Below are 20,933 nucleotides of genomic sequence, written 5' to 3' on the forward strand. Positions count from 1 at the left end.
ACCTCGCAGTCAAATGTTCGATCTTCGTTGTCGTGCAGTATCCGTGCCAGCGAGGCGCCAGCCTATTCCTCCGAGGCGGCGACCTGTGCGGTTTCCTGGCCCGCAGCAACGATCGCCTTCACGATGTTGGCATAGCCGGTACAGCGGCAGATCTGCCCACTCAATTCGTGACGGACGGTAGCCGCATCAGGGCGCGAATGCCTGCGCAAAATGTCGCGGGCCATGATCAACATGCCCGGCGTGCAGAAACCGCATTGCAGCGCATGGCTCTCGTGGAAGTGCCTCCGCAGCCTCTCCATCATGGCGTCGGTGCGCAGGCCCTCCAGCGTCTGCACCGCGCGGCCGTCGCACATCACCGCGAGCGACAGGCAGGAGCGGGTGGCTTTGCCGTCGAGCACCACGGTGCAGGCGCCGCAGGCGCCGTGCTCGCAGCCGAGATGGGTCGCAGTGAGCCCGCAGCGGTCGCGCAGAAAATCGCCGAGCGACTGCCGCGGCTCGACGTCGTCGGCGATCTTCACGCCATTGAGTTCGATGGTGACCGCCGTCATTGCGCCCGCATGTTCCTTGCGGCATGCAGCACGTTCGCGGTGTGCATCCGCTTCTGATAGTCGTCGAGTTCGCCGAAGTACGTGTTGAGGTCGGCCTTGATCGCGGCGCGAATGTCGTTCTCGGTGCTGTTCGGAATTTCCAGTTGTTTTGCAGTCGCGACCAGCGGTTTAGGCCGAGGGCCGGCGGCGCCGAGCACCGCGCGGACGTGGGTGTCGTTGGCTTCGGCGACGACGACCGCGAGCGACTGTGCGAACGCGCCACTCTTGCGCGCCACCTTGGAAAATCCCCAGCGGAACGACCGCGGCGGCGCGGGGATGTCGAAGCCCATGATGATGTCGCCCGCTTCGAGCGTCGTTTCATATTGTCCTTGAAGGAAATCGTCGACGTTCTGCACCCGCACGCCATTGCGCCCGACGATGCGCACCGTCGCACCGAGTGCCGAAAGGCACACCGGCCAGTCGGCGGCGGGATCGGCGAGCGCGAGGCTGCCTCCGATCGTGCCGTGGTTGCGCACCGCGCGATAGGAAATCTGGCCGGCGATGGCGCGCATCAGACCATTGAAGACGTCCGGCGTCTCGCCGTCCTCGATCGCGGCATGCGTAGTCAGCGCACCGAGCCAGACGCTATCCGGCGTGCGCGTCACGATCTTGAGATCATCGAGGCGGCTGATGTCGACCAGAAGATCCGGCAGCGCCACGCGCAACGCCAGCATCGGCATCAGCGACTGGCCGCCGGCAATCGCCGCGGTGGTCGCGCCGCGGCGGCCGAGCGCCACGCTCGCCTCGGCGACGGTCTTCGGCCGCATGTATTCGAACGGAGCGGGCTTCATGCGCGGCGGCCCATGTTCAGCGGGTCGAAGTCGCGCCGCGCGCGCTCGACCGCTTCCGAGACCCGGCGCGGCGTCAGCGGCGTCTCGTTGAAGCTTGCGCCGATGTGACGGAACGCGTCGGCCACGGCGTTGGCGAGCGCGGCCGGCGGCGCGATCGCGCCGCCTTCGCCGAGTCCTTTGACGCCATATTCGGTGACAAAAGCCGGCGTGATCAGATGCGCAACCCGGACGGTGGGAATTTCCGGCGCGCAGGGCACCATGTAATCGCCGAACGTGGTGGCGAGCGGCTGGCCCTGCTCATCGTAAGGGATTTCCTCGTAGAGCGCGGTGCCGATGCCTTGGGCGATGCCGCCCTGCACCTGGCCGTCGACGATGAGGGGATTGATCATGGTGCCGCAGTCTTCGGAGACCGCGTAGTCGAGGATTTCAATCGCGCCGGTGTCGGGCTCGACCGCGACCACCACGGCGTGGGTGCCGTAGGCGAACACGCCGCTGGTCTCGGTTGGCTCATAGGTGGAGGTGGCATCGAGCAGCGGATCCATGCCGGACGGCAGGTGCTCCTGACGGACATTGGCCGCATAGGCGATCTCAGCAAAATCAACGCTGCCGTTGGGGCCGTGGACCGCGGCACCCTCCAGGCGGGTGTTCGCAATGTCGGTCTGCAGGAGATGCGCGCCGATGCGCCGGATTTTCTCGGCGAGGATGCGGCAGGTCCGCGCCGTTGCCCCGCCGGCAAACACGATCGAGCGCGATCCGAACGTGCCGAAGCCGAACGGCGCCGTGGCGGTGTCGCCGTAGCGCACCTGGATTTGCGACGGGTCGAGCGCCAGTTCATGCGCCGCGATCTGCGACAGCGTGGTCTCGTGGCCCTGGCCGTGATTCTGCACGCCGACATGCAGCATCACCGAGCCGTCGGGCAGCATGCGCACGTTGGCAGACTCGTAGCCCGGCACCACGCGCGACTTGCGCTTCACCCACTCGATCTGACCGTGGCCGCTCTGTTCGGTGTAGAAGGCGAAGCCCAGCCCGATGGCGCGGCCGTCCGGCTCGCCTTTCTTCTGGCGCTCGCGGATCGCTTCCATGCCGACCATCTCGCGCGCGGTGTCGAGCGAGACGATGTAGTCGCCGGTGTCGAGCCGCATGCCGGCCGCGGTCTGGTACGGCAATTCACTCGCGGTGACGATGTTCTGCCGCCGCAGGTCGAACGGCTCGCGGCCAAGCTCGCGCGCCACCTCGTCGACCAGCCGCTCGATGGCGAAACAGGCGCCCGGCCGCGCCACGCCGCGATAGGGGCCCATCGGCGCCTTGTTGGTCGCAACCGTATAGGTCTTCAGGTTGAGATGGCGGATGCGGTAGGGCCCGGTGAGATTGCGCGACGCCATGCTCGCTTCCATGAACGAGCCCGTTGGCCACAGCGAATAGGCGCCGGCGTCGATATAGACGTCGCCTTCGACGCCGAGCAGCGTGCCGTCGCGATCCGCCGAGATGGTGAGATCGTAGAAGTGATCGCGGCAATGCACCGAAGCCAGGAGGTGCTCGCGTCGGTCCTCGATCCAGCGCACCGGGTGGCCGACCTTCATGGCGATGGAGGCGACCGCGATGTCTTCCGGCATCAGGCGGTTCTTGCCGCCGAACCCGCCGCCGACATCGGGCGCGATGATGCGAAGCTTGTTCTCGGGCAGGCCCAGCGCCTGCGACAGCCCGAGACGGATGACGTGGCCGCCCTGGGTCGACAGATGCACCACAAGCTCGTTGTTGCGGTGGTCCCAGTAGGCGAGGCAGCCGCGGCATTCGAGCGACACCGTGGCTTGCCGGTTCATGCGGAACTTGCGTCGCAACCGGATCGGCGCGCTGGCCAGGAACGCGGCATCGCCCCCGCTCACGGTGCTGGTGATGTAGGCGTTGTCGGCCCAGGCGTCGAACAGCCGCGGGCTCTTGGGCATCATCGCCTCGACGCAATCGACCACCGCCGGCAGTTCGTCGAGTTCGACGCCGACCTTGTCGGCGAGGTCTTCGGCCTCGGCCCGTGTCGGCTTGAGGCAGGCCGCGATCGGCTGCCCGGCATAGCGCACGCGATCGTCGGCTAGCGCCGGGTAAGGGCTGTGGCGATGCGCCGCGAGTTCGGGGCCGGCTTCCAGAATGTTGAGCGGGCCGAGATCAGCCAGCGTGAAGACATTGCCGGCTTCACCGTCGGGCTTGGTGATCTGGCGGACGGTGGCATGCGCCATCTGGCTGCGGACGAAGGCCACGTCCTGCATGCCCGGCATGCGGATGTCGGCAATGAACATGCCGTGGCCGAGCAGATGGCGGGCGTCCTCTTTGCGCAAAAGGCTCGCGCCGATCCACCCCTCTGAGGGCGAATGACCCGCCATGTCTGTTGTTCTCTTCCCCGTTACGCCTTTACGAGCACCAATCCGATACCCGCCCGGACCGCAATTTGCACAGGCTTGGGCCCGGGCACAAGGCAGCTTTAGGCCGGTCTGGGCTGCGCCGAAGCCGCACGAAGCGATTGATTCCGCGACGATTTCAGGAACAGGTTGCGTCCCATTTGCCATATCTGTGGCTTAAAATCCGGCCCATCTGTGCTACCAAGCCCGCACCCTGAGGAGTTCTGATTTCTGTCCGGCATGGTTTTCACCGCAATCGCAGCATTGGCTCTGGCCATCTGGTTGTATCTGGTCTGCGCCCGCGGCGGCTTCTGGCTGTGCCGGCAGCGCGACGACGTGCTGCCATGGTCGCCGCCAACAGGGGCGCCGCCAAGCTGGCCGAGCGTCACCGCGGTGATCCCGGCGCGCAACGAGGCCGAGGGCATCGCGGACAGCATCGGTTCGCTGGCGCGCCAGGACTATCCGGGACCGTTCTCGATCGTGCTGGTTGACGACGACAGCGAGGACGCGACCGCAGAACTCGCGCGAAGCGCCGCGGCGGGGCTCGGCTCCGACCGGAGCTTCACTCTGATATCGAGCCGAGGCTTGGCGTCGGGCTGGACCGGCAAGCTCTGGGCGGTGCGCCAGGGCGTGGAAGCAGCGAACAACGCGGCCCAACCGCCGGACTATTTGCTGCTGACGGACGCCGACATCGTGCACACACCCGACTCGGTTCGGGCGCTGGTCGCACGCGCCGAGCACGGAAACTACGTTCTCACCTCGTTGATGGCGCGGCTGCGCTGCGAGAGCGGATGGGAACGAAGCCACGTCCCGGCCTTCGTCTACTTCTTCCAGATGCTCTATCCGTTTGCCTCCGTGAACGATCCGAAGAACGCCACGGCTGGCGCGGCCGGCGGCTGCATGTTGGTACGCGCCGATGCGCTCAAGCGTGCCGGCGGCATCGAGAGCATCCGCGCGGCGCTCATCGATGACTGCTCGCTCGCCGAAAAGATGAAGGCTGTGGGGCCGATCTGGCTGGGCCTCACCAATCGGGTCGCGAGCATCCGGCGCTACGACGATTTCGAAGAAGTGCGGAAGATGATTTCGCGTTCGGCCTATGCACAATTGAAATACTCGCCGCTGTTGCTCGCCGGTGTCACCCTGGGCATGGCGCTGACATTCCTGGCAGGTCCGCTGCTGGCGCTGTTCGGCGATGGAACTGCTCGCCTTCTCGGGCTTTTGACCTGGATTCTCATGGCCGTATCGTTTCAGCCGATGTTGCGGTTCTACCGCATGTCCCCACTTTGGGGGCTGGGGCTGCCTGCGATTGCAGTGGTCTACATGCTATACACGCTGGATTCTGCCTACCGCTACGTGCGAGGGCAGGGCGGCAGTTGGAAGGGACGCGCTCAGGCGAACGTTTCGGGATCATGAGTTTGGACGCTGCACAGCATCGATCGGGCAAGGGCTCGGGGGACGAGAATTTCCCCGTGGCTTCGTGGGTGGTGGCGCCGCCGCACCGCCGGCCGATCCTGTCGTTCTACGAGTTCGTCCGCATCGCCGACGACATCTCGGACCATGCGGAAATGAAGCCCGCCGACAAGCTCGCGCACCTCGACAGCCTCGAAGGCAGTCTCCTCGGCCACAACACCGACAACGCGGCTGGCGTGACGCTGCGCTCCGCGCTTGCCGAGCGCAATCTTTCGCCCCAGCACGCGCAAGACCTGCTGCACGCGTTCCGCCAGGACGTCACCAAGCTCCGCTACAAGGATTGGGACGATCTGATCGACTATTGCCGGTATTCGGCGATGCCGGTTGGCCGCTACGTGCTCGACGTGCATGGCGAGAGTCGCGCCACCTGGGCCGCTTCAGATAACGTCTGCGCGGTGCTGCAGATTATCAACCATTTGCAGGATTGCGTGAAGGACTACCGCAATCTAGACCGGGTCTATGTCCCGCTCGATGCGCTCAATGCCGCCGGCTCCAACGTCGAGGCGCTCGATGCGCCGCGCGCCACGCCGCAACTTCTCGTCTGCCTGCACGGCCTCGCCGGGCGCACCGGCGTTTTGCTGGAAGAGGGCAGCCATCTCCCCGGGCAGATCAAGGATATTCGCCTCTCGCTCGAGATCGCTGCCATCGTCACGCTCGCGCGTCATTTCGTGGGACTGCTCCGCAGCCGCGATCCGCTGTCCGAGAATGTGCGTCTCGGCAAGTTCGGCGTCGCGGGCGTGGGCCTCATGGGCGCCGCCAAGGGGCTGGTCAATCGCATCGTCTCCGGCACCTCGGCGCAGGCGCCGGCCACCATCAATTGATCGCGAGCCGATGAACGAAGCCAGTGCACCCATCGAGAACGGCGGCTCCGGCGCACCCAGCCGCGCCTCGGGCAGTTCGTTCTACACCGCTATGCGGATCCTGCCCCGCGCGCAGCGCGAGGCGATGTTCGAGATTTATTCGTTCTGCCGCCTCGTCGACGATGTGGCCGACTCCACCGCGCCGCATGCCGAGCGAAGGCCGCTGCTCACGCAGTGGCGCAACCGCATCGAGGGCATCTATGCGGGGCAGCCGGCATCGGACCTGCAGGGGCTCGCCAAGGCGGTGACCGATTTCGGCCTGCAGAAGGAAGACTTCCTCGCGGTGATCGACGGCATGGACATGGACGCCGCCGAAGACATCCGTGCGCCCGACTGGGCCAAGCTCGATCTCTATTGCGACCGTGTCGCGAGTGCGGTGGGGCGGCTGTCCGTGCGGGTGTTCGGGATGCGCGAGAATGACGGGATTGCGCTCGCGCATCATCTCGGCCGCGCGCTTCAGCTGACCAATATCCTGCGTGATCTCGACGAGGACGCCGACATCGGCCGCCTCTATCTGCCGATGGAAGAACTGCAGAAGGCCGGCATCGCCTCGACCGATCCCAAGACCGTGCTGGAAAGCCCGAGCCTGTGGCAGCCCTGCGAAGCGGTGGCGGCGCGGGCGATGGAGCACTTCAAAGAAGCGGACCGCATCATGGCGCGCAATCCGCGCAAGGTTGTGAAGGCGCCGAAGATCATGGAAGAGGTCTACCGTGTCATGCTCAACGGCATGACATCGCGCGGCTGGTCGCCGCCGCGCACGCGGATCAGCGTAAGTCCGCTGCGCCTGTCCTGGATCGCCGTGCAGTACGCGATCATCTGATGGCCCGCACAGTCCACATTGTCGGGGCAGGTCTTGCCGGACTTGCCGCAGCGGTGAAGTTGGCGCGGACCGACGCCAAGATCGTCGTGCATGAGGCCACCGCCCATCCGGGCGGGCGCTGCCGCTCGTATTTCGATCGCGCCATCGGCATGACGATCGACAACGGCAACCACCTGGTGCTGTCGGGAAATCAGGCGGTGCGCGAATTCGCGCAAAGCATCGGCAGCGACGGCGCGTTGGTTGGACCCAAGAACGCGGATTTTATCTTCGCCGATTTCAAATCGGGCGAACGCTGGACGCTGCGCATCAGCGACGGGCTGCTGCCGTGGTGGATTTTCGACAAGAATCGCCGCGTGCCGGGCACAAGTCCGCTCGACTATCTGGGTGTCGCGAAGCTGCTGCGTGTGGCCGAGGACGCCACCGTTGGCGATGTGATCAGCTGCTCCGGCCCCCTCTATGAGAGGCTGCTCGGTCCGGTGTTGCTTGCCGCCCTCAACATCGATCCGAAGGACGGCGCGGCGACGCTCGCCTCCGCCGTGATGCGCGAGACCCTGGCGCTGGGCGGCGCGGCCTGCCGGCCGCTGATCGCGCGCGACGGCCTGAGCCACGCTTTCATCGATCCGGCGCTTGCGCACGTGAAGAGCAAAGGCGTCGAGGTGCGGCTGGAGCACGAATTGCGTGCGCTGCGCTTCGATGGCGGGCGTGTCTCGCAGCTCGATTTCGGCACCGACACCGTCGACCTTGCGCCCGGCGATGCCGTGATCCTCGCGGTGCCGACCCATGCGGCCGCGTCGCTGGTGCCCGGGCTGAGCGTGCCGCAGGGCTACCGCGCCATCGCCAACGCGCATTTCAAGATCGATGTGCCGGCGGGCGTGCCGGCGATGCAAGGGCTGATCAACGCGACCACCGAATGGCTCTTCGCCTTCGACGGACGGCTGTCGGTGACGATCAGCGACGCCGATCGCCTGATGAACGTGCCGCGCGAGGAACTGGCCCAGACCATCTGGAGCGAGGTTGCCAAAGTCACCGGACTTGAGACCGCGGGAATCGCCGCGCCATTGCCACCGTGGCAGATCGTCCGCGAACGGCGCGCGACCTTTGCCGCCACCCCCGCCGAGAACGCCAAGCGTCCCGGCCCCCGCACGGAGTGGAAAAACCTGTTCATGGCCGGAGACTGGACCGCCACCGGACTGCCTGCGACGCTCGAAGGCGCAACGCGCTCGGGCAACCGCGCGGCCGCGTTGGTGCTGGAGGTCGCATGACCACGGTGGAACGCGCAGCGCTCGAGAAGCACATCGCGTCTTCGACCAGGGCGCTGCTCGATGCCCAGAAGCCGGACGGCCACTGGTGCTTCGAGCTCGAGGCCGACGCCACGATTCCAGCCGAGTACGTGCTGCTTCGCCATTACCTGGCGGAGCCGGTCGCGGCCGAGCTCGAGCGCAAGATCGCGATCTATCTGCGCCGCATCCAGGGCGAGCATGGCGGCTGGCCGCTGTTCCATGAGGGCGCTTTCGACATGAGCGCCAGCGTGAAAGCCTATTTCGCGCTGAAGATGATCGGCGACGACATCAATGCGCCGCACATGGTACGTGCCCGTGAGGCGATGCTGTCGCGCGGCGGCGCTGCGAAAGCGAACGTCTTCACCAAGTTGCTCTTGGCGCTGTACGGCTTCATCCCGTGGACTGCGGTGCCGGTGATGCCGGTCGAGATCATGCTGCTGCCGAAGTGGTTTCCGTTCCACCTCGACAAGATCTCCTATTGGAGCCGCACCGTCATCGTGCCGCTTCTGGTGCTCATGGCGCTGAAGCCCAAGGCTCGCAATCCGAAGAACGTGCGCATCGACGAACTGTTCATCGAGCCGCCGGCAACGCTCGGCCCTGCGCCGAAAGCGCCGCAACAGAAAGCCACGTGGTTCTGGTTCTTCCACGTTGTCGACAACGTGCTGCGCGTCACTGAGCCGCTCTTCCCGAAGGGCTCGCGCAAGCGCGCGATCGACCGGGCGGTGGCTTGGGTCACAGAGCGGCTGAACGGCGAGGATGGGCTTGGCGCGATCTATCCGGCCATGGCCAACAGCGTGATGATGTTCGACGCGCTGGGCTTTCCGGAGGACGATCCACTGCGCGCCATCGCGCGGCGTTCGGTCGAGAAGCTCCTGGTGGTGCACGACCACGAGGCCTACTGCCAGCCTTGCGTGTCGCCGATCTGGGACACCGGGCTTGCCGCGCATGCGCTCCTTGAGACCGGCGATGCGGAGGCGCAGTCGCGCGTCACGCAGGCGCTGAAATGGCTCGAACCCATGCAGGTGCTGGACGTGAAGGGCGATTGGACTGTGCGCCGGCCGGACGTGCGGCCCGGAGGCTGGGCGTTCCAGTATGCCAACCCGCATTACCCCGACGTCGACGATACCGCGGTGGTCGCGATGGCGATGGAGCGTGCGCAGCAGCTCGACGCCAAGGTCGATCATCGTGCCGCGCTCGCGCGTGCCGAGGAGTGGATCGTCGGTCTGCAGAGCGAGAACGGCGCCTGGGGCGCCTTCGATGCGGACAACGAATTCTACTATCTCAACAACATCCCGTTCGCGGATCACGGCGCGTTGCTCGATCCGCCGACCGAGGACGTGACCGCGCGCTGCATCTCGATGCTCGCGCAGTTCGGCAAGACGCTGAAGAACTCGCCCGCCGTGCAGGCCGGCGTCGATTACCTGAAGCGCATGCAGATGGCCGAGGGCAGCTGGTACGGCCGCTGGGGCATGAATTATATCTACGGCACCTGGTCGGTGCTGTGCGCGCTCAACGCTGCGGGCGTGGATCATTCGGCGCCGGAGATGCGCAGGGCCGCGGCCTGGCTGATCAAAATTCAAAATCCCGACGGCGGCTGGGGCGAGGACGGCTCAAGCTACAAGCTCGACTACAAGGAATATGAGCCGGCGCCGAGCACGGCGTCGCAGACCGCCTGGGCTCTGCTCGGCCTGATGGCGTCAGGCGACACCAACGAGCCCGCGGTCGCGCGCGGTATCGAATACCTGATGAGGACGCAAGCCGTCGACGGCTTCTGGAACGAGCAGCGCTACACGGCGACCGGTTTCCCGCGGGTGTTCTACCTGCGCTATCACGGCTACCGTCGCTACTTTCCGCTCTGGGCCATGGCGCGCTACCGCAACCTCACGGCGCGCAACGACCGCACCGTGCAGTTCGGGATGTGAGATCGCTCCTTGCGAGAGTGGCGGTGTTCACCCTCCCCTGGAGGGGGAGGGTCGACCGCCGTAGCGGAGCGTAGGCGGGCGGGGTGGGGTGAACTTTTTTTGCGAAGAGGATCACCCCACCCCGCTCGCTTCGCTCGCGACCCTCCCCCTCCAGGGGAGGGTGGGCACCCCCGATGTTGCAGAAGCTTGGTGCAGCTGCTCTAGAGCGGTTCACTTCTTTTCTGAATCGCTGGGGATTCCGCTGGGCTTCGAATTGTGATTCAAGCTGCTGGCTGGGTTGGAGGCCAGCAGCTCATGACCCGACCTCTGTCCAATGATCTGCGTGAGCGTGTCGTTGCGGCGGTGCGGAACGGTGAGAGCTGCCGGACGGTGGCTTCGCGGTTCGGCGTGGCGGTGTCGTCGGTGGTGAAGTGGTCTCAGCGCTATCGGACGACTGGCTCAGTGTCGCCGAGCAAGATGGGTGGATATCGCAAGCCGGTGCTCGATCCGCATCGGGCCTTCATCCTGGAGCGCATCAGACAGACCCCGCATCTGACCCTGCATGGGCTGAAGGACGAACTTGCCGCGCGTGGGGTAAAGGTCTCGCACAATGCCGTGTGGCTGTTCCTGCGGCGCGAAGACCTGCGGTTCAAAAAAAACACTGTTCGCGCTTGAACAGGCCCGGGCCGACATCGCCCGCAGACGAAAGCGCTGGCGATCCTGGCAGGCCGGTCTCGATCCACGGCGTTTGGTCTTCATCGACGAAACCTGGATCAAGACCAGCATGGCCCCACTGCGCGGATGGGGACGCAAGGGCGATCGCCTGCGAGCTTACGCGCCGCATGGTCATTGGCGGACGCTGACCTTCCTCGGCGCGCTCCGCCACGACGGCCTCACAGCCCCTTGCGTGTTCGATGGCCCGATCAACGGCGAGTGCTTCCGAGCCTATGTCCAGCAGCAACTCGTTCCCGCACTGAAGGCCGGCGATATTGTCGTCATGGACAACCTCGGAAGCCACAAGGCTGCCGTGCTGCGACAGATCATAAGAGCAGCCGGAGCCAGGCTCTGGTACCTGCCGCCCTACTCGCCGGACCTCAATCCGATCGAGCAGGCCTTCGCCAAGATCAAACATTGGATGCGCATGGCTCAAAGGCGCACCATCGACGATGTCTGGCGCCAAATCGGCAGCCTCGTCACAACCATAGGCCCCCGCGAATGCAGCAACTACTTCGCAAACGCCGGATACGCTTCCGTCAAATTGTGAACCGCTCTAGCGCAGCGCGGCGTTGAATTTCGACTTCTGCTGCTCGTTGAGCTGATTGTAGAAGTCGTTCAGCGCGAGACTGACCGACGAGGCCGCGAAGATCACGGCGGTCAGCCGGTCGGCTGCGGCATCGATCCGCTCGACCGGCGTCGACGCCACAGGCTTCAGGCACGACGCCATCAGGAACTGGCCCATCTCGCCCGCCTTCTTCTGGAAGGCCTCGAGGCTCGCGCGCTGCGTTTTGTCGAGGTTGAGCTGCTCCTCGGCGGCGCGCGCCTGCCGGCCTGTCGCGGGCGGCGCTCCGCACAGCTGCGCGATCTGCGCGGGTCTCATCGAGCGCGGGTCGGCCTGTGCCGATGCAGGCGCCGCGAATTTCTGGCGCTGCTCGTCGGTGAGCGAGTCGTAGAACTTGGCGAGCGGCCCGCGCAATCCTTGCAACGCGTCATGAACCGCCCACAGCGTGCCCTGCATGGCGCGCAGTCGTTCGATGGGCGCGATCGAGGCTTCGTCGCGACACGACGACTTGATGTTGGCCGCCGCCTCGCTGAACGCGGTCTTGAGCTGCTTCAGCGCATCGCGTTGCTTGTCGTTGAGCTGCAGGGACTGCTCGATCTGCGATGCCGGCCATTGCTCGGTGGCCGGATCGATGTTGCAGACCACGCCTGCATTCGCGTCGTCCTTGGATTCGCTGCGCATCGCGAGGCTGCCGCGCACGCGATTGATGAGATCACGTGACGACACCATGGCGACGCTCATGACGTCGCCGATGCCGTGGCCGCGCAGCCGCTCGCCATACTCACCCGGCCAGAGCGTGAAGCCGATCGAATCCTCGAACGCGGTCGGCCAGGCGAGCGGACCTGCGAGGCCGAGCCGGTTCTGAGGACGCTGAGGCTGTCCAGCGCTGTTCGCTGTCGCGGTGGTGGGCGTATCGGCGTTCTGCTCGGCTGATCGCGTGAGCGCGGCATTGCGCTGCTGATTTGCGGCGCGTGCGGCGACCGGGGGCGGCGGCGTTTGCGGAGCTGCCGCAACCGTCGGTGCGGCCGTGGCCGGCGCTTCCGGAACGGTGGCGGCCGTTGCCGCTGCCGGCGGCGCCGCCGGCTGTGCCGCAGCCACCGGCACGGCCGTGGCTTGTGGCGCCGGCTGCGCGGGTTTGCTCACCGCGGCAAAGGAATCCTTCGCGGCTGCATCCTTGGCAGCCGTATCCTGGCCGCTCGGCGCAGGCTTGGCGGCGTCGGTTGGCGAAGGCGTGGAGTCCTTCGGCGGTGGGGCAACGTTCGCGGCTGCAGATTTCTCGGGAGCCGGGACCGGCAAAGGCACCGGAGAGTCGGCCTCAGGCTGCGGTGGTGACGCCTGCGCTGTTGCCGGTGCGGCCTTCTCGGCCTGGGTCTCAGTGGCAGGAGATTTCTGGTCGGCTGGTTTGGCCTCGGCCGCGGAGCTTCCAGCCACGGCGGCAGCCGTGCCAGCCGCCGCGGCACCCGCCACGGCCGCACCGGCCACTGCCGGCGGTTGTGTCTGGACCACAGCGGGGGCCCGCCCCCGGTTGCGTGCAGCCCGGCGCGAATAATAATGGCGGCGGCTCATCCGGGGACCCCGGAAAATTCCATCGAGCGGACGCGTAATCGCGCGAATGACGCCAAACGGGCTGGGCAATTGGGCAGCCGCCGGCTCAGGCATGGCGGTCAGCGCGGTTCCTGCCGCCAGCAAGCCCAAAACCGCCATCAATCCGCGACGCATGACCCGCCTCCAACTGCCGAATTACGCGGCGCAGTCCGACCGTTGCCTAAAGTTGTCAACGGCGCGAACGCCCCCCGGTTCCAGCCGCCACCAATCAGTGTACAACACCGTTGCTGCTGCCGATGCCCCTGATTTGGTCTATCTCGGTCCCACCTTAACAGCGTCATATCGCCTCGATGCACGACGTCTCGGAAGGAAGCTCTGTGTCCACAAAAGATTCCCGGCAAAATGTGGCAGCGGGTGGAACTTCCGCGCCGCGCAAGCTGCACAATCTGGCGTACGGCATCGAGCGGATCGGCCTCATTCCGCTTCGTGCTCCGGTCATTGCTGCCATAATTCTGGCGTTGCTCTGTATTGCCGCAGGCTTCGGCGTCGACCGGTTGAAGGTCGATGACTCGCTCAGCCAGCTGTTCCGCTCCGAGACCAAGGAATTCCGCCAATACGAAGAGGTGACCAAGCGCTTCCCCTCGGCCGAGTACGACGTTCTCGTCGTCATCGAGGGCAAGAATTTGATGGATCGGGAATCCATCGAAAAAATCCGCGACCTTGTCACCGATCTGCAACTCATCGACAGCGTGCGCGGCCTGATTTCGCTGTTCTCGGCGCGGCAGGCGCCGGAGCCCGGCAAGCTGCCGCCGCCGCTGTTCCCCGAGGAGCTTCCGACCGGGCAGGCCTACGAGGCGCTGAAGCAGCGCGTGCTCTCAAACGAGATCATCCGCGGCAAGCTTCTGTCGGAGGACGGCACGCTGGCGCTGGTCGTGCTCTCGCTCGATCCCAAGATCGTCGGCGGCAAGGGCCTCAACACCACGGTCGCCGAAATCCGCAAGACCATGCAGGACGACCTGGGCAGCACCGGGCTCACGGCCCAGCTTTCCGGCGTGCCCGTGATGCAGCTCGAAATCCGCAATGCGGTCGAGCGCGACAGCATCCTCTACAACAGCATTGGCTTTGCGGCCGGCGCCTTGATCGCCATCGCCTTCTTCCGCCGTATCTCGTTCATGATCATCGCGGCGGCGCCGCCGCTGATTGCGATCCTTCTCTCGCTCGGCGCCTTCGGCTGGCTGAACTTCAGCCTCAACATGTTCCTCAACGTGATGACGCCGCTCATCATGGTGATCAGCTTTTCCGACAGCATGCAGCTCACCTTCGCGGCGCGTGACCGCCTGATCGCCGGCAAGGACAAGTACACGGCGTTCCGCGAGGCGGTGCTGGTGGTCGGTCCTGCCTGCGTGCTGACGCACGGCACCGCCGGCATTTCGTTCATCGCGCTGCAATTCTCCAACTCCGATCTCATTCGCACCTTCGGCGAAGCCGGTCTGCTCGCGACGGTGATCGCGCTGATGGGCGTGCTGTCGCTCGTGCCGGTGCTCGGCGTGCTGCTGATCCGCAAGGAATCCAATTTCGCTGTGGCGACCAAGGGCGCCGACATCGGCGTGCAGGCGCTGCGGAGCTTCTGCAGCTGGATTGCCCGGCGGATGGTCAGCCATCCGGGTCTCTATAGCCTGATCGGCCTCCTCGTCGTCGTCGGCCTGTCGACGATCTACGCCACCCTCGAACCGCGCTACCGGCTCGCCGACCAGGTGCCGGACAAGCGGCAGGCCGTGGAAGCGTCAGGCCGGCTCGATGCCAAGCTCACCGGCGCCAATCCGATCGATGTGCTGATCCAGTTCCCCAAGGGCGCGGGCCTCTATGACGACGCGACGCTCTCGACCATCGCCGCGGTCCACACCATCGTCGAGAAGCAGGCCGGCGTCGGCAATGTCTGGTCGCTCGATTCGCTGCGGCGCTGGCTCGCCGAGAAGACCGGCAAGGCCGATGTCGAGACCATCAAGTCCTACGTCGACGTGCTGCCCGAATACCTGACTCGCCGCTTCATCTCCGCCGACAAGGATGCCGTGGTGGTGTCGGGCCGGATCCCCGACGTCGATTCGAGCCAGCTCCTGCCGGTGGTCGAGAAGCTCGACAAGGCGCTCGACGATGTCCGCAAGGCGCATCCGGGCTACGAGATCGCGGTGACCGGCCTCTCGGCGATTGCGGCACGCAACAGCGCCGACATGATCGGCAAGCTCAATCACGGGCTCACGATCGAGATCGTCTTTGTCGCGGCCTTCATCGGCCTCGCCTTCCGCTCCTTCGCAGTGATGCTGATGTCGATCCTGCCGGGCATTTTCCCGGTGGTGATGGCGGGCTTCATTCTTTGGACCATGGGCGAGGGTCTGCAGTTCGCGAGCGTCGTGGCGCTCACGGTGTCGTTCGGCCTGGGACTCTCTGCCACCATCCACTTCCTCAACCGGTTGCGGCTGGAAGGTGGCCCCGACGTCAACGAGGCGGTGGCCGTCGAGCGCGCCACCATCCTGGTGGGACCGGCTCTGATTCTGACGTCGGTGGTGCTGGCCTGCGGCCTCGCCGTAATGGTGCTCTCGGACCTGCCCTCGCTGCGGCTGTTCGGCTGGCTCTCGGCTTTCGCGATGCTGTCGGCGCTGGTCGCGGACCTTTTCATCCTGCGGCCGACCGCGATGTTTCTCAGCGAGATGTCGCGCCGGCTCACCGGACAGTCGCCGATTTAGCGGCACCGAGGGACGGCCCGAACATCGCCTGCGCTTCAGGCCGGGCGGGCTGGGGCGGGGGCTTATGCCTGGCGGCTCGTCAGGCGCAAATCGTGTGCGAGCCCCCGTGGTGAATCGATCCTGAATCGCGGGACCTTGACGACCGCGATCTCAATCGAAGCGCCTGCTGTTGTCGGGACCGATTGAGAATCTGGCGGATTTTCGCTGCAATATCAGCCAGCGGGCGCGGCGTCGCGGTTAACGCTTAGCCAACGCGCGCGCTCGGGTTTGAATCAGATTTGCTCTCGCAATCGAACGCGATTGCAGAGTTTCGTCTTTAAACAATCCGCCTGCCGGGAAATTCGGGAGGCGGGTTGTGTTGAAAAAAATCACGGGCGCTTGGCTGCTGGCCGTGCTGGCGATGGGCGCGTTTGGTCAGCATGCGGATGCGACGCTGCTCAGCATGCCGAAATCGCTGAAGAGTTCGTCGCCGCTCGAGGGCGTCGAGATGAGCCTGGCGATCTGGGGGCCATCCACGAAGAGCTTCTACTGCGTCATGCATCTCACGGCGTGCCAACGCGTGCCCAGCCAGGCTGTGGCGAGGCAGTTACCGCCCAAGGCGCTGGAGTTCAACCAGGCTCGGCCGCAGCCGGAGCAGGTTGCGCTGTTCGGCATGCCGAAGTCGCTGCGCGGCCAGCTGGATCGCGTGCCGCAGGACACGCCGACGCTTGCGCCGATGGCTCACACGATGTTCTGCCTGCAGTATCCGAAGGACTGCGAGGTTCGCAAGATTGCATTCCGCGGCACCAAGCTCGATCTGACCGCCGCGCGGATGAGCGAACTGGACGCCGTCAACACCAAGGTCAATCGCAACATCCGGCCGGAGCGCAACACGCGTGGCTTCGCCGGCGAGAAGTGGCTGATTTCTCCGGCCTCCGGCGATTGCAACGACTACGCCGTGACCAAGCGCCATGAGCTTCTCAAGCGCGGCTGGCCGTCGCGTTCGCTGCTGCTCGCCGAAGTCGTGGTCCCGGGGGGCGAACATCATCTGATCGTGGTCGTGCGCACCAAGCAGGGGGATTACCTCCTCGACAACCTCTCGTCTTCGGTCCAGGCCTGGAGCCGGCCGGGCTATCAGTGGGTCCGCATGCAGTCGGGCACCAACCCGAAAATCTGGTCGACGGTGAAGCCCACCGCACGATCAGCGTAACGCCCGCGTACCGTTCCTCCCACGCTGGCGCCTGTGATGACCGCGCCGCTGCAAAGCGGCGCGGTCTGCGTTTGGGCTCGGATTTGCGACAGGGGCGGGGAGCAAAGGCCGGGGAGAGACCCGTCATGGTCAGGAGTTGAACGGATAGGCTAAAAGGGACCCTAACCGTCTCGATTCGGGCGCAAGGAAACACGATGCATCTTGAAAAGCGCATTCTGGTAACCGGCGGCTCCGGCTTCCTCGGCTCGCATCTGTGCGAGCGGCTCCTGGCCGAGGGTGCGAACGTCATCTGCGTCGACAACTTCTTCAGCGGCACGCGCAGCAACATCGAGCATCTGGTTGGCCATAAGCGCTTCGAACTGATGCGCCACGACGTGACCTTCCCGCTCTATATCGAGGTCGACGAGATCTACAATCTCGCCTGTCCGGCCTCACCGATCCACTATCAGCGCGATCCGGTGCAGACCACCAAGACCAGCGTGCACGGCGCGATCAACATGCTGGGGCTCGCCAAGCGCGTGCGGGCCTCGATCCTGCAGGCCTCCACCTCGGAAGTGTATGGCGATCCAAGCGTGCATCCGCAGCCCGAGGAATACTGGGGCAACGTCAACCCGATCGGTCCGCGCTCATGCTACGACGAAGGCAAGCGCTGCGCCGAGACGCTGTTCTTCGACTACCGCCGCCAGCACAACATGCGCATCAAGGTGGTCCGCATCTTCAACACCTATGGTCCGCGCATGCATCCGAACGACGGCCGCGTGGTGTCGAACTTCATCATCCAGGCGCTGCTCGGCCGCGACATCACGATCTACGGCGACGGCAAGCAGACCCGTTCGTTCTGCTACGTCGACGACCTGATCGAGGGCTTCGTCAAGTTGATGGCAACGCCCGACAACGTCACCGGTCCGATCAACTTGGGCAATCCCGGCGAGTTCACGATGCTTGAGCTCGCCCAGCTTGTGCTCGATGGCGTCGGCTCCAAATCGAAGATCGTGCACCGTCCGCTGCCGCAGGACGATCCGAAGCAGCGGCGGCCGGACATTTCCAAGGCGCAGGACGTTCTCGGCTGGGCGCCGCGCGTCGCGCTGAAGGACGGCCTCAAGCGCACCATCGAATATTTCGAGGGGATGCTGAAGGACGACGCCATCCGCGCGCAGATCGCGGCGGGTTGATCGGCCTTCGGTAAAGCCGCGCGCGACAACTGCGTTGCCGGCATAGATGCGTTCGCCGCCTTGGATGCGGCGACGAACGCAATCACGTCATCAAAAATGGCTTGTATGTGACACGCTCTGCCTTTAGAGCGGTTCACTTCTTTTCTGAATCGCTGGGGATTCCGCTGGGCTTCGAATTGTGATTCAAGCTGCTGGCTGGGTTGGAGGCCAGCAGCTCATGACCCGACCTCTGTCCAATGATCTGCGTGAGCGTGTCGTTGCGGCGGTGCGGAACGGTGAGAGCTGCCGGACGGTGGCTTCGCGGTTCGGCGTGGCGGTGTCGTCGGTGGTGAAGTGGTCTCAGCGCTATCGGACGACTGGCTCAGTGTCGCCGAGCAAGATGGGTGGATATCGCAAGCCGGTGCTCGATCCGCATCGGGCCTTCATCCTGGAGCGCATCAGACAGACCCCGCATCTGACCCTGCATGGGCTGAAGGACGAACTTGCCGCGCGTGGGGTAAAGGTCTCGCACAATGCCGTGTGGCTGTTCCTGCGGCGCGAAGACCTGCGGTTCAAAAAAAACACTGTTCGCGCTTGAACAGGCCCGGGCCGACATCGCCCGCAGACGAAAGCGCTGGCGATCCTGGCAGGCCGGTCTCGATCCACGGCGTTTGGTCTTCATCGACGAAACCTGGATCAAGACCAGCATGGCCCCGCTGCGCGGATGGGGACGCAAGGGCGATCGCCTGCGAGCTTACGCGCCGCATGGTCATTGGCGGACGCTGACCTTCCTCGGCGCGCTCCGCCACGACGGCCTCACAGCCCCTTGCGTGTTCGATGGCCCGATCAACGGCGAGTGCTTCCGAGCCTATGTCCAGCAGCAACTCGTTCCCGCACTGAAGGCCGGCGATATTGTCGTCATGGACAACCTCGGAAGCCACAAGGCTGCCGTGCTGCGACAGATCATAAGAGCAGCCGGAGCCAGGCTCTGGTACCTGCCGCCCTACTCGCCGGACCTCAATCCGATCGAGCAGGCCTTCGCCAAGATCAAACATTGGATGCGCATGGCTCAAAGGCGCACCATCGACGATGTCTGGCGCCAAATCGGCAGCCTCGTCACAACCATAGGCCCCCGCGAATGCAGCAACTACTTCGCAAACGCCGGATACGCTTCCGTCAAATTGTGAACCGCTCTAGAGCGCACAACCTTTCGCAGCCTGCGTGTTGCGGTTGCGGCTGAACCCTTGCACGGCGGTGTCGTGCAGCATCCGAAATGGAGGTGACTGACGTGGCGAAAGCAGCTTTGGTCGGTCCGCGCGGGCCCGAGGGACCGCGAGGGAAGCCTGGTCCGCAGGGACATCCGGGGCAGCCCGGACCGCTTGGCAAGCCCGGTCCTCACGGGCCTCGGGGCGAGGCGGGGCCACAAGGAAAAGCAGGACTGCAGGGTCCGCGTGGCGAGGTCGGCCCTCAAGGGCCTCGCGGCGAAGCAGGCCCGCAAGGAAAGTTGGGATTGCAAGGACCGCGCGGTGAGCCTGGGCCGCAGGGCGCGCTGCCTTCGATCGAGCAGGTGATGCCGTGGCTGCACCTGATCTTCGAGGCGTGGGAAGACTACAAGGCGCAACGCGATCTTGAGCGCATTCGCCAGGAAGAGGCCGAGCGGCAGCAGGCTCTGGAAGCCGCGCAGGAGGCGGCAGCCGCCGAGGCGGTCGCCGACGATCAAGACGACGGCGAAAAGAAGAAGCACAAAAAGAAGAAGAACAAGAAAAAGCACAAGGATGAGCGGGACTAGGCTGCCGCCTTCAACCGTTCGGACAAATTGAGCGAAGGGCGGATGAACCAAGCGTCATCCGCCCTTCGTTTTTCACGGCGCGAAAGTGGCATCGGTCGGCGGCTCTTTGACGGGATCGGAAAGTCGGGCAAGCTATCCACGCGAGCAGTGACGTGAGGACGAATGGGACAGCTTGTCGAAGGCAAATGGACGACCGAAAACGTCCTGGTGCAGCACGACGCCAAGGGGCTGTACTTCAAGCGCGACTCCGTTTTCCGTGATCGCATCAGCGGCGAGGCGGGGGCGAAATTCCCCGCTGAGCACGGCCGCTATCACCTTTACTGTGCGGTGGCCTGCCCATGGGCGCATCGCACCACGCTGATGCGGACGCTGAAAAAGATCGAGCCGTTCGTGACGCTCACCAACACCTTCCAGGAGCCGGGCGGGCAGGGCTGGTCGTTCGGCGAAGCTGGCCATGTCGTGCCCGGCACCGACCGGCGGGTGCGCTTCCTCCATGAGCTTTATTCGATCGCCGATCCCACCTGCACAACGCGCGTAACCGTGCCGACGCTCTGGGACGCCACCCGCAGCGTTGTCAACAACGAGTCCTCCGAGATCCTCCGCATCTTCAACGAGGCCTTCGTGGACCTCGCCGAGCCGACGCCGGATTACTATCCGGCGCCGCTGCGATCAGAGATCGATGCGACCAACGCGCTGGTGCTGAAGGGCGTCAACAACGCCGTCAACGGCTGCGGTTATTCGATCTCGCAGGAGGCTTACGACGGCTCGATCAAGCTTCTGTTCGACACGCTGGATGGCCTGGAGCATCGGCTTTCGCAGCAGCGCTATCTGTGCGGCGATGCGCAAACCGAGGCGGACTGGCGGCTGTTCCCGAGCCTCGTTCGCTTCGATCCCTGCTACTACGTCGGCTACAAGTGCAACCTGCGCCGGCTCGACGAATACCCGAACCTGTCGAATTATCTGCGCGAGCTTTATCAGACGCCCGGCATTGCCGACGTCTGTGACATCGCCGGCATGAAGCGCGGCGTGTTCAGCAAGGCTGGTCCTGTTGGCTCGAACGGCATCGTCCCGATCGGCCCCGCCATCGACTACTCAAGGCCGCACGATCGCGGCCGGCTGGCGCGGCGCGTGGCTTGACGGGTG

Annotated in this window: 16 protein-coding genes; 12 read left to right on the top strand and 4 right to left on the bottom strand. The window is 65.1% G+C overall.

Going from position 1 to position 20,933, the window contains the following annotated elements:
• Positions 1-62: 62 nt before the first annotated feature.
• The 3 genes from RHPLAN_RS12420 to RHPLAN_RS12430 are packed head-to-tail and all read right to left on the bottom strand — an operon-like array spanning position 63 to position 3,750.
• On the bottom strand, positions 63-548 hold the full coding sequence (locus tag RHPLAN_RS12420) for a (2Fe-2S)-binding protein (protein WP_068018024.1): 486 nt from the start codon (positions 546-548) through the stop codon (positions 63-65).
• The gene (locus tag RHPLAN_RS12425) at positions 545-1,378 is read right to left on the bottom strand and encodes an FAD binding domain-containing protein (protein WP_068018026.1); all 834 of its coding nucleotides are present in this window, start codon (positions 1,376-1,378) and stop codon (positions 545-547) included. The genes RHPLAN_RS12420 and RHPLAN_RS12425 overlap by 4 nt, the downstream gene beginning before the upstream one ends.
• Entirely contained in the window at positions 1,375-3,750 is a 2,376-nt protein-coding gene (locus RHPLAN_RS12430) for a xanthine dehydrogenase family protein molybdopterin-binding subunit (RefSeq protein WP_198164895.1), read from the bottom strand. Before RHPLAN_RS12430 ends, RHPLAN_RS12425 begins: the two co-directional genes overlap by 4 nt.
• 255 nt (positions 3,751-4,005) lie before the next feature.
• Here RHPLAN_RS12430 and RHPLAN_RS12435 point away from each other — a divergent pair, with 255 nt between their 5' ends.
• From RHPLAN_RS12435 to RHPLAN_RS38355, 6 genes are all read left to right on the top strand, one after another.
• Positions 4,006-5,178 (top strand): glycosyltransferase, encoded by a 1,173-nt coding sequence (locus RHPLAN_RS12435; RefSeq protein ID WP_068018031.1) that lies wholly within the window; start codon positions 4,006-4,008, stop codon positions 5,176-5,178.
• Positions 5,175-6,056 (top strand): squalene synthase HpnC, encoded by an 882-nt coding sequence (hpnC, locus tag RHPLAN_RS12440; protein WP_068018033.1) that lies wholly within the window; start codon positions 5,175-5,177, stop codon positions 6,054-6,056. The genes RHPLAN_RS12435 and hpnC overlap by 4 nt, the downstream gene beginning before the upstream one ends.
• Positions 6,057-6,066: 10 nt before the next feature.
• Positions 6,067-6,915: a presqualene diphosphate synthase HpnD gene (hpnD, locus tag RHPLAN_RS12445; protein WP_068018038.1), complete on the top strand. Its 849-nt coding sequence runs from the start codon at positions 6,067-6,069 to the stop codon at positions 6,913-6,915.
• A complete protein-coding gene (hpnE, locus tag RHPLAN_RS12450) occupies positions 6,915-8,177 on the top strand; it encodes a hydroxysqualene dehydroxylase HpnE (protein WP_068018040.1) in 1,263 nt (420 codons plus the stop codon). Before hpnD ends, hpnE begins: the two co-directional genes overlap by 1 nt.
• Positions 8,174-10,117, top strand: a complete 1,944-nt coding sequence (gene shc / locus RHPLAN_RS12455) for a squalene--hopene cyclase (protein WP_068018043.1) — start codon at positions 8,174-8,176, stop codon at positions 10,115-10,117. Before hpnE ends, shc begins: the two co-directional genes overlap by 4 nt.
• Positions 10,118-10,411: 294 nt before the next feature.
• Positions 10,412-11,360, top strand: a protein-coding gene (locus RHPLAN_RS38355) for an IS630 family transposase (protein WP_157099989.1) whose coding sequence is annotated in 2 segments (ribosomal slippage) — positions 10,412-10,747 and positions 10,749-11,360 — 948 coding nt in all. Because the reading frame shifts where the segments join, the coding sequence is not laid out codon by codon here.
• Positions 11,361-11,366: 6 nt separating this feature from the next.
• On the opposite strand, the gene RHPLAN_RS12470 is transcribed toward RHPLAN_RS38355, so the two are convergent.
• A complete protein-coding gene (locus RHPLAN_RS12470) occupies positions 11,367-12,881 on the bottom strand; it encodes a Spy/CpxP family protein refolding chaperone (RefSeq protein ID WP_157100239.1) in 1,515 nt (504 codons plus the stop codon).
• Positions 12,882-13,270: 389 nt separating this feature from the next.
• Here RHPLAN_RS12470 and RHPLAN_RS12475 point away from each other — a divergent pair, with 389 nt between their 5' ends.
• From RHPLAN_RS12475 to RHPLAN_RS12505, 6 genes are all read left to right on the top strand, one after another.
• Positions 13,271-15,661 (top strand): efflux RND transporter permease subunit, encoded by a 2,391-nt coding sequence (locus tag RHPLAN_RS12475; RefSeq protein ID WP_084244795.1) that lies wholly within the window; start codon positions 13,271-13,273, stop codon positions 15,659-15,661.
• Between the two features lie 358 nt (positions 15,662-16,019).
• The gene (locus tag RHPLAN_RS40505; RefSeq protein WP_237180125.1) at positions 16,020-16,850 is read left to right on the top strand and encodes a transglutaminase-like cysteine peptidase; all 831 of its coding nucleotides are present in this window, start codon (positions 16,020-16,022) and stop codon (positions 16,848-16,850) included.
• Between the two features lie 194 nt (positions 16,851-17,044).
• On the top strand, positions 17,045-18,022 hold the full coding sequence (locus tag RHPLAN_RS12485; protein WP_068018051.1) for a UDP-glucuronic acid decarboxylase family protein: 978 nt from the start codon (positions 17,045-17,047) through the stop codon (positions 18,020-18,022).
• A gap of 217 nt (positions 18,023-18,239) precedes the next feature.
• Positions 18,240-19,188 (top strand): IS630 family transposase gene (locus tag RHPLAN_RS38360; protein ID WP_157099989.1). Its coding sequence is split into 2 segments (ribosomal slippage): positions 18,240-18,575 and positions 18,577-19,188, totalling 948 coding nucleotides; the frame shifts between segments, so codons are not numbered across the junction.
• Positions 19,189-19,511: 323 nt separating this feature from the next.
• Complete coding sequence (locus RHPLAN_RS41020; protein WP_442971819.1) at positions 19,512-19,790, top strand: hypothetical protein; 279 nt, start codon at positions 19,512-19,514, stop codon at positions 19,788-19,790.
• 162 nt (positions 19,791-19,952) lie between these two features.
• Positions 19,953-20,927 carry a glutathione S-transferase family protein gene (locus RHPLAN_RS12505; protein WP_068018053.1) on the top strand — a complete coding sequence of 325 codons (975 nt, stop codon included), beginning with the start codon at positions 19,953-19,955 and terminating at the stop codon, positions 20,925-20,927.
• Positions 20,928-20,933 lie beyond the last annotated feature (6 nt).

Origin of the sequence: Rhodoplanes sp. Z2-YC6860, assembly GCF_001579845.1 — a bacterium.
Taxonomy (GTDB): Bacteria; Pseudomonadota; Alphaproteobacteria; order Rhizobiales; family Xanthobacteraceae; genus Z2-YC6860.

Excerpts from the sequence above, each read along its gene's own strand:
- RHPLAN_RS12425 (WP_068018026.1), bottom strand. The coding sequence starts at position 1,378 with ATGAAGCCCGCTCCGTTCGAATACATGCGGCCGAAGACCGTCGCCGAG.
- RHPLAN_RS12435 (WP_068018031.1), top strand. The coding sequence starts at position 4,006 with ATGGTTTTCACCGCAATCGCAGCATTGGCTCTGGCCATCTGGTTGTAT.
- hpnE (WP_068018040.1), top strand. The coding sequence starts at position 6,915 with ATGGCCCGCACAGTCCACATTGTCGGGGCAGGTCTTGCCGGACTTGCC.
- RHPLAN_RS12420 (WP_068018024.1), bottom strand. The coding sequence starts at position 548 with ATGACGGCGGTCACCATCGAACTCAATGGCGTGAAGATCGCCGACGAC.
- shc (WP_068018043.1), top strand. The coding sequence starts at position 8,174 with ATGACCACGGTGGAACGCGCAGCGCTCGAGAAGCACATCGCGTCTTCG.
- hpnC (WP_068018033.1), top strand. The coding sequence starts at position 5,175 with ATGAGTTTGGACGCTGCACAGCATCGATCGGGCAAGGGCTCGGGGGAC.
- RHPLAN_RS12475 (WP_084244795.1), top strand. The coding sequence starts at position 13,271 with ATGCACGACGTCTCGGAAGGAAGCTCTGTGTCCACAAAAGATTCCCGG.
- hpnD (WP_068018038.1), top strand. The coding sequence starts at position 6,067 with ATGAACGAAGCCAGTGCACCCATCGAGAACGGCGGCTCCGGCGCACCC.
- RHPLAN_RS12505 (WP_068018053.1), top strand. The coding sequence starts at position 19,953 with ATGGGACAGCTTGTCGAAGGCAAATGGACGACCGAAAACGTCCTGGTG.
- RHPLAN_RS12485 (WP_068018051.1), top strand. The coding sequence starts at position 17,045 with ATGCATCTTGAAAAGCGCATTCTGGTAACCGGCGGCTCCGGCTTCCTC.
- RHPLAN_RS12430 (WP_198164895.1), bottom strand. The coding sequence starts at position 3,750 with ATGGCGGGTCATTCGCCCTCAGAGGGGTGGATCGGCGCGAGCCTTTTG.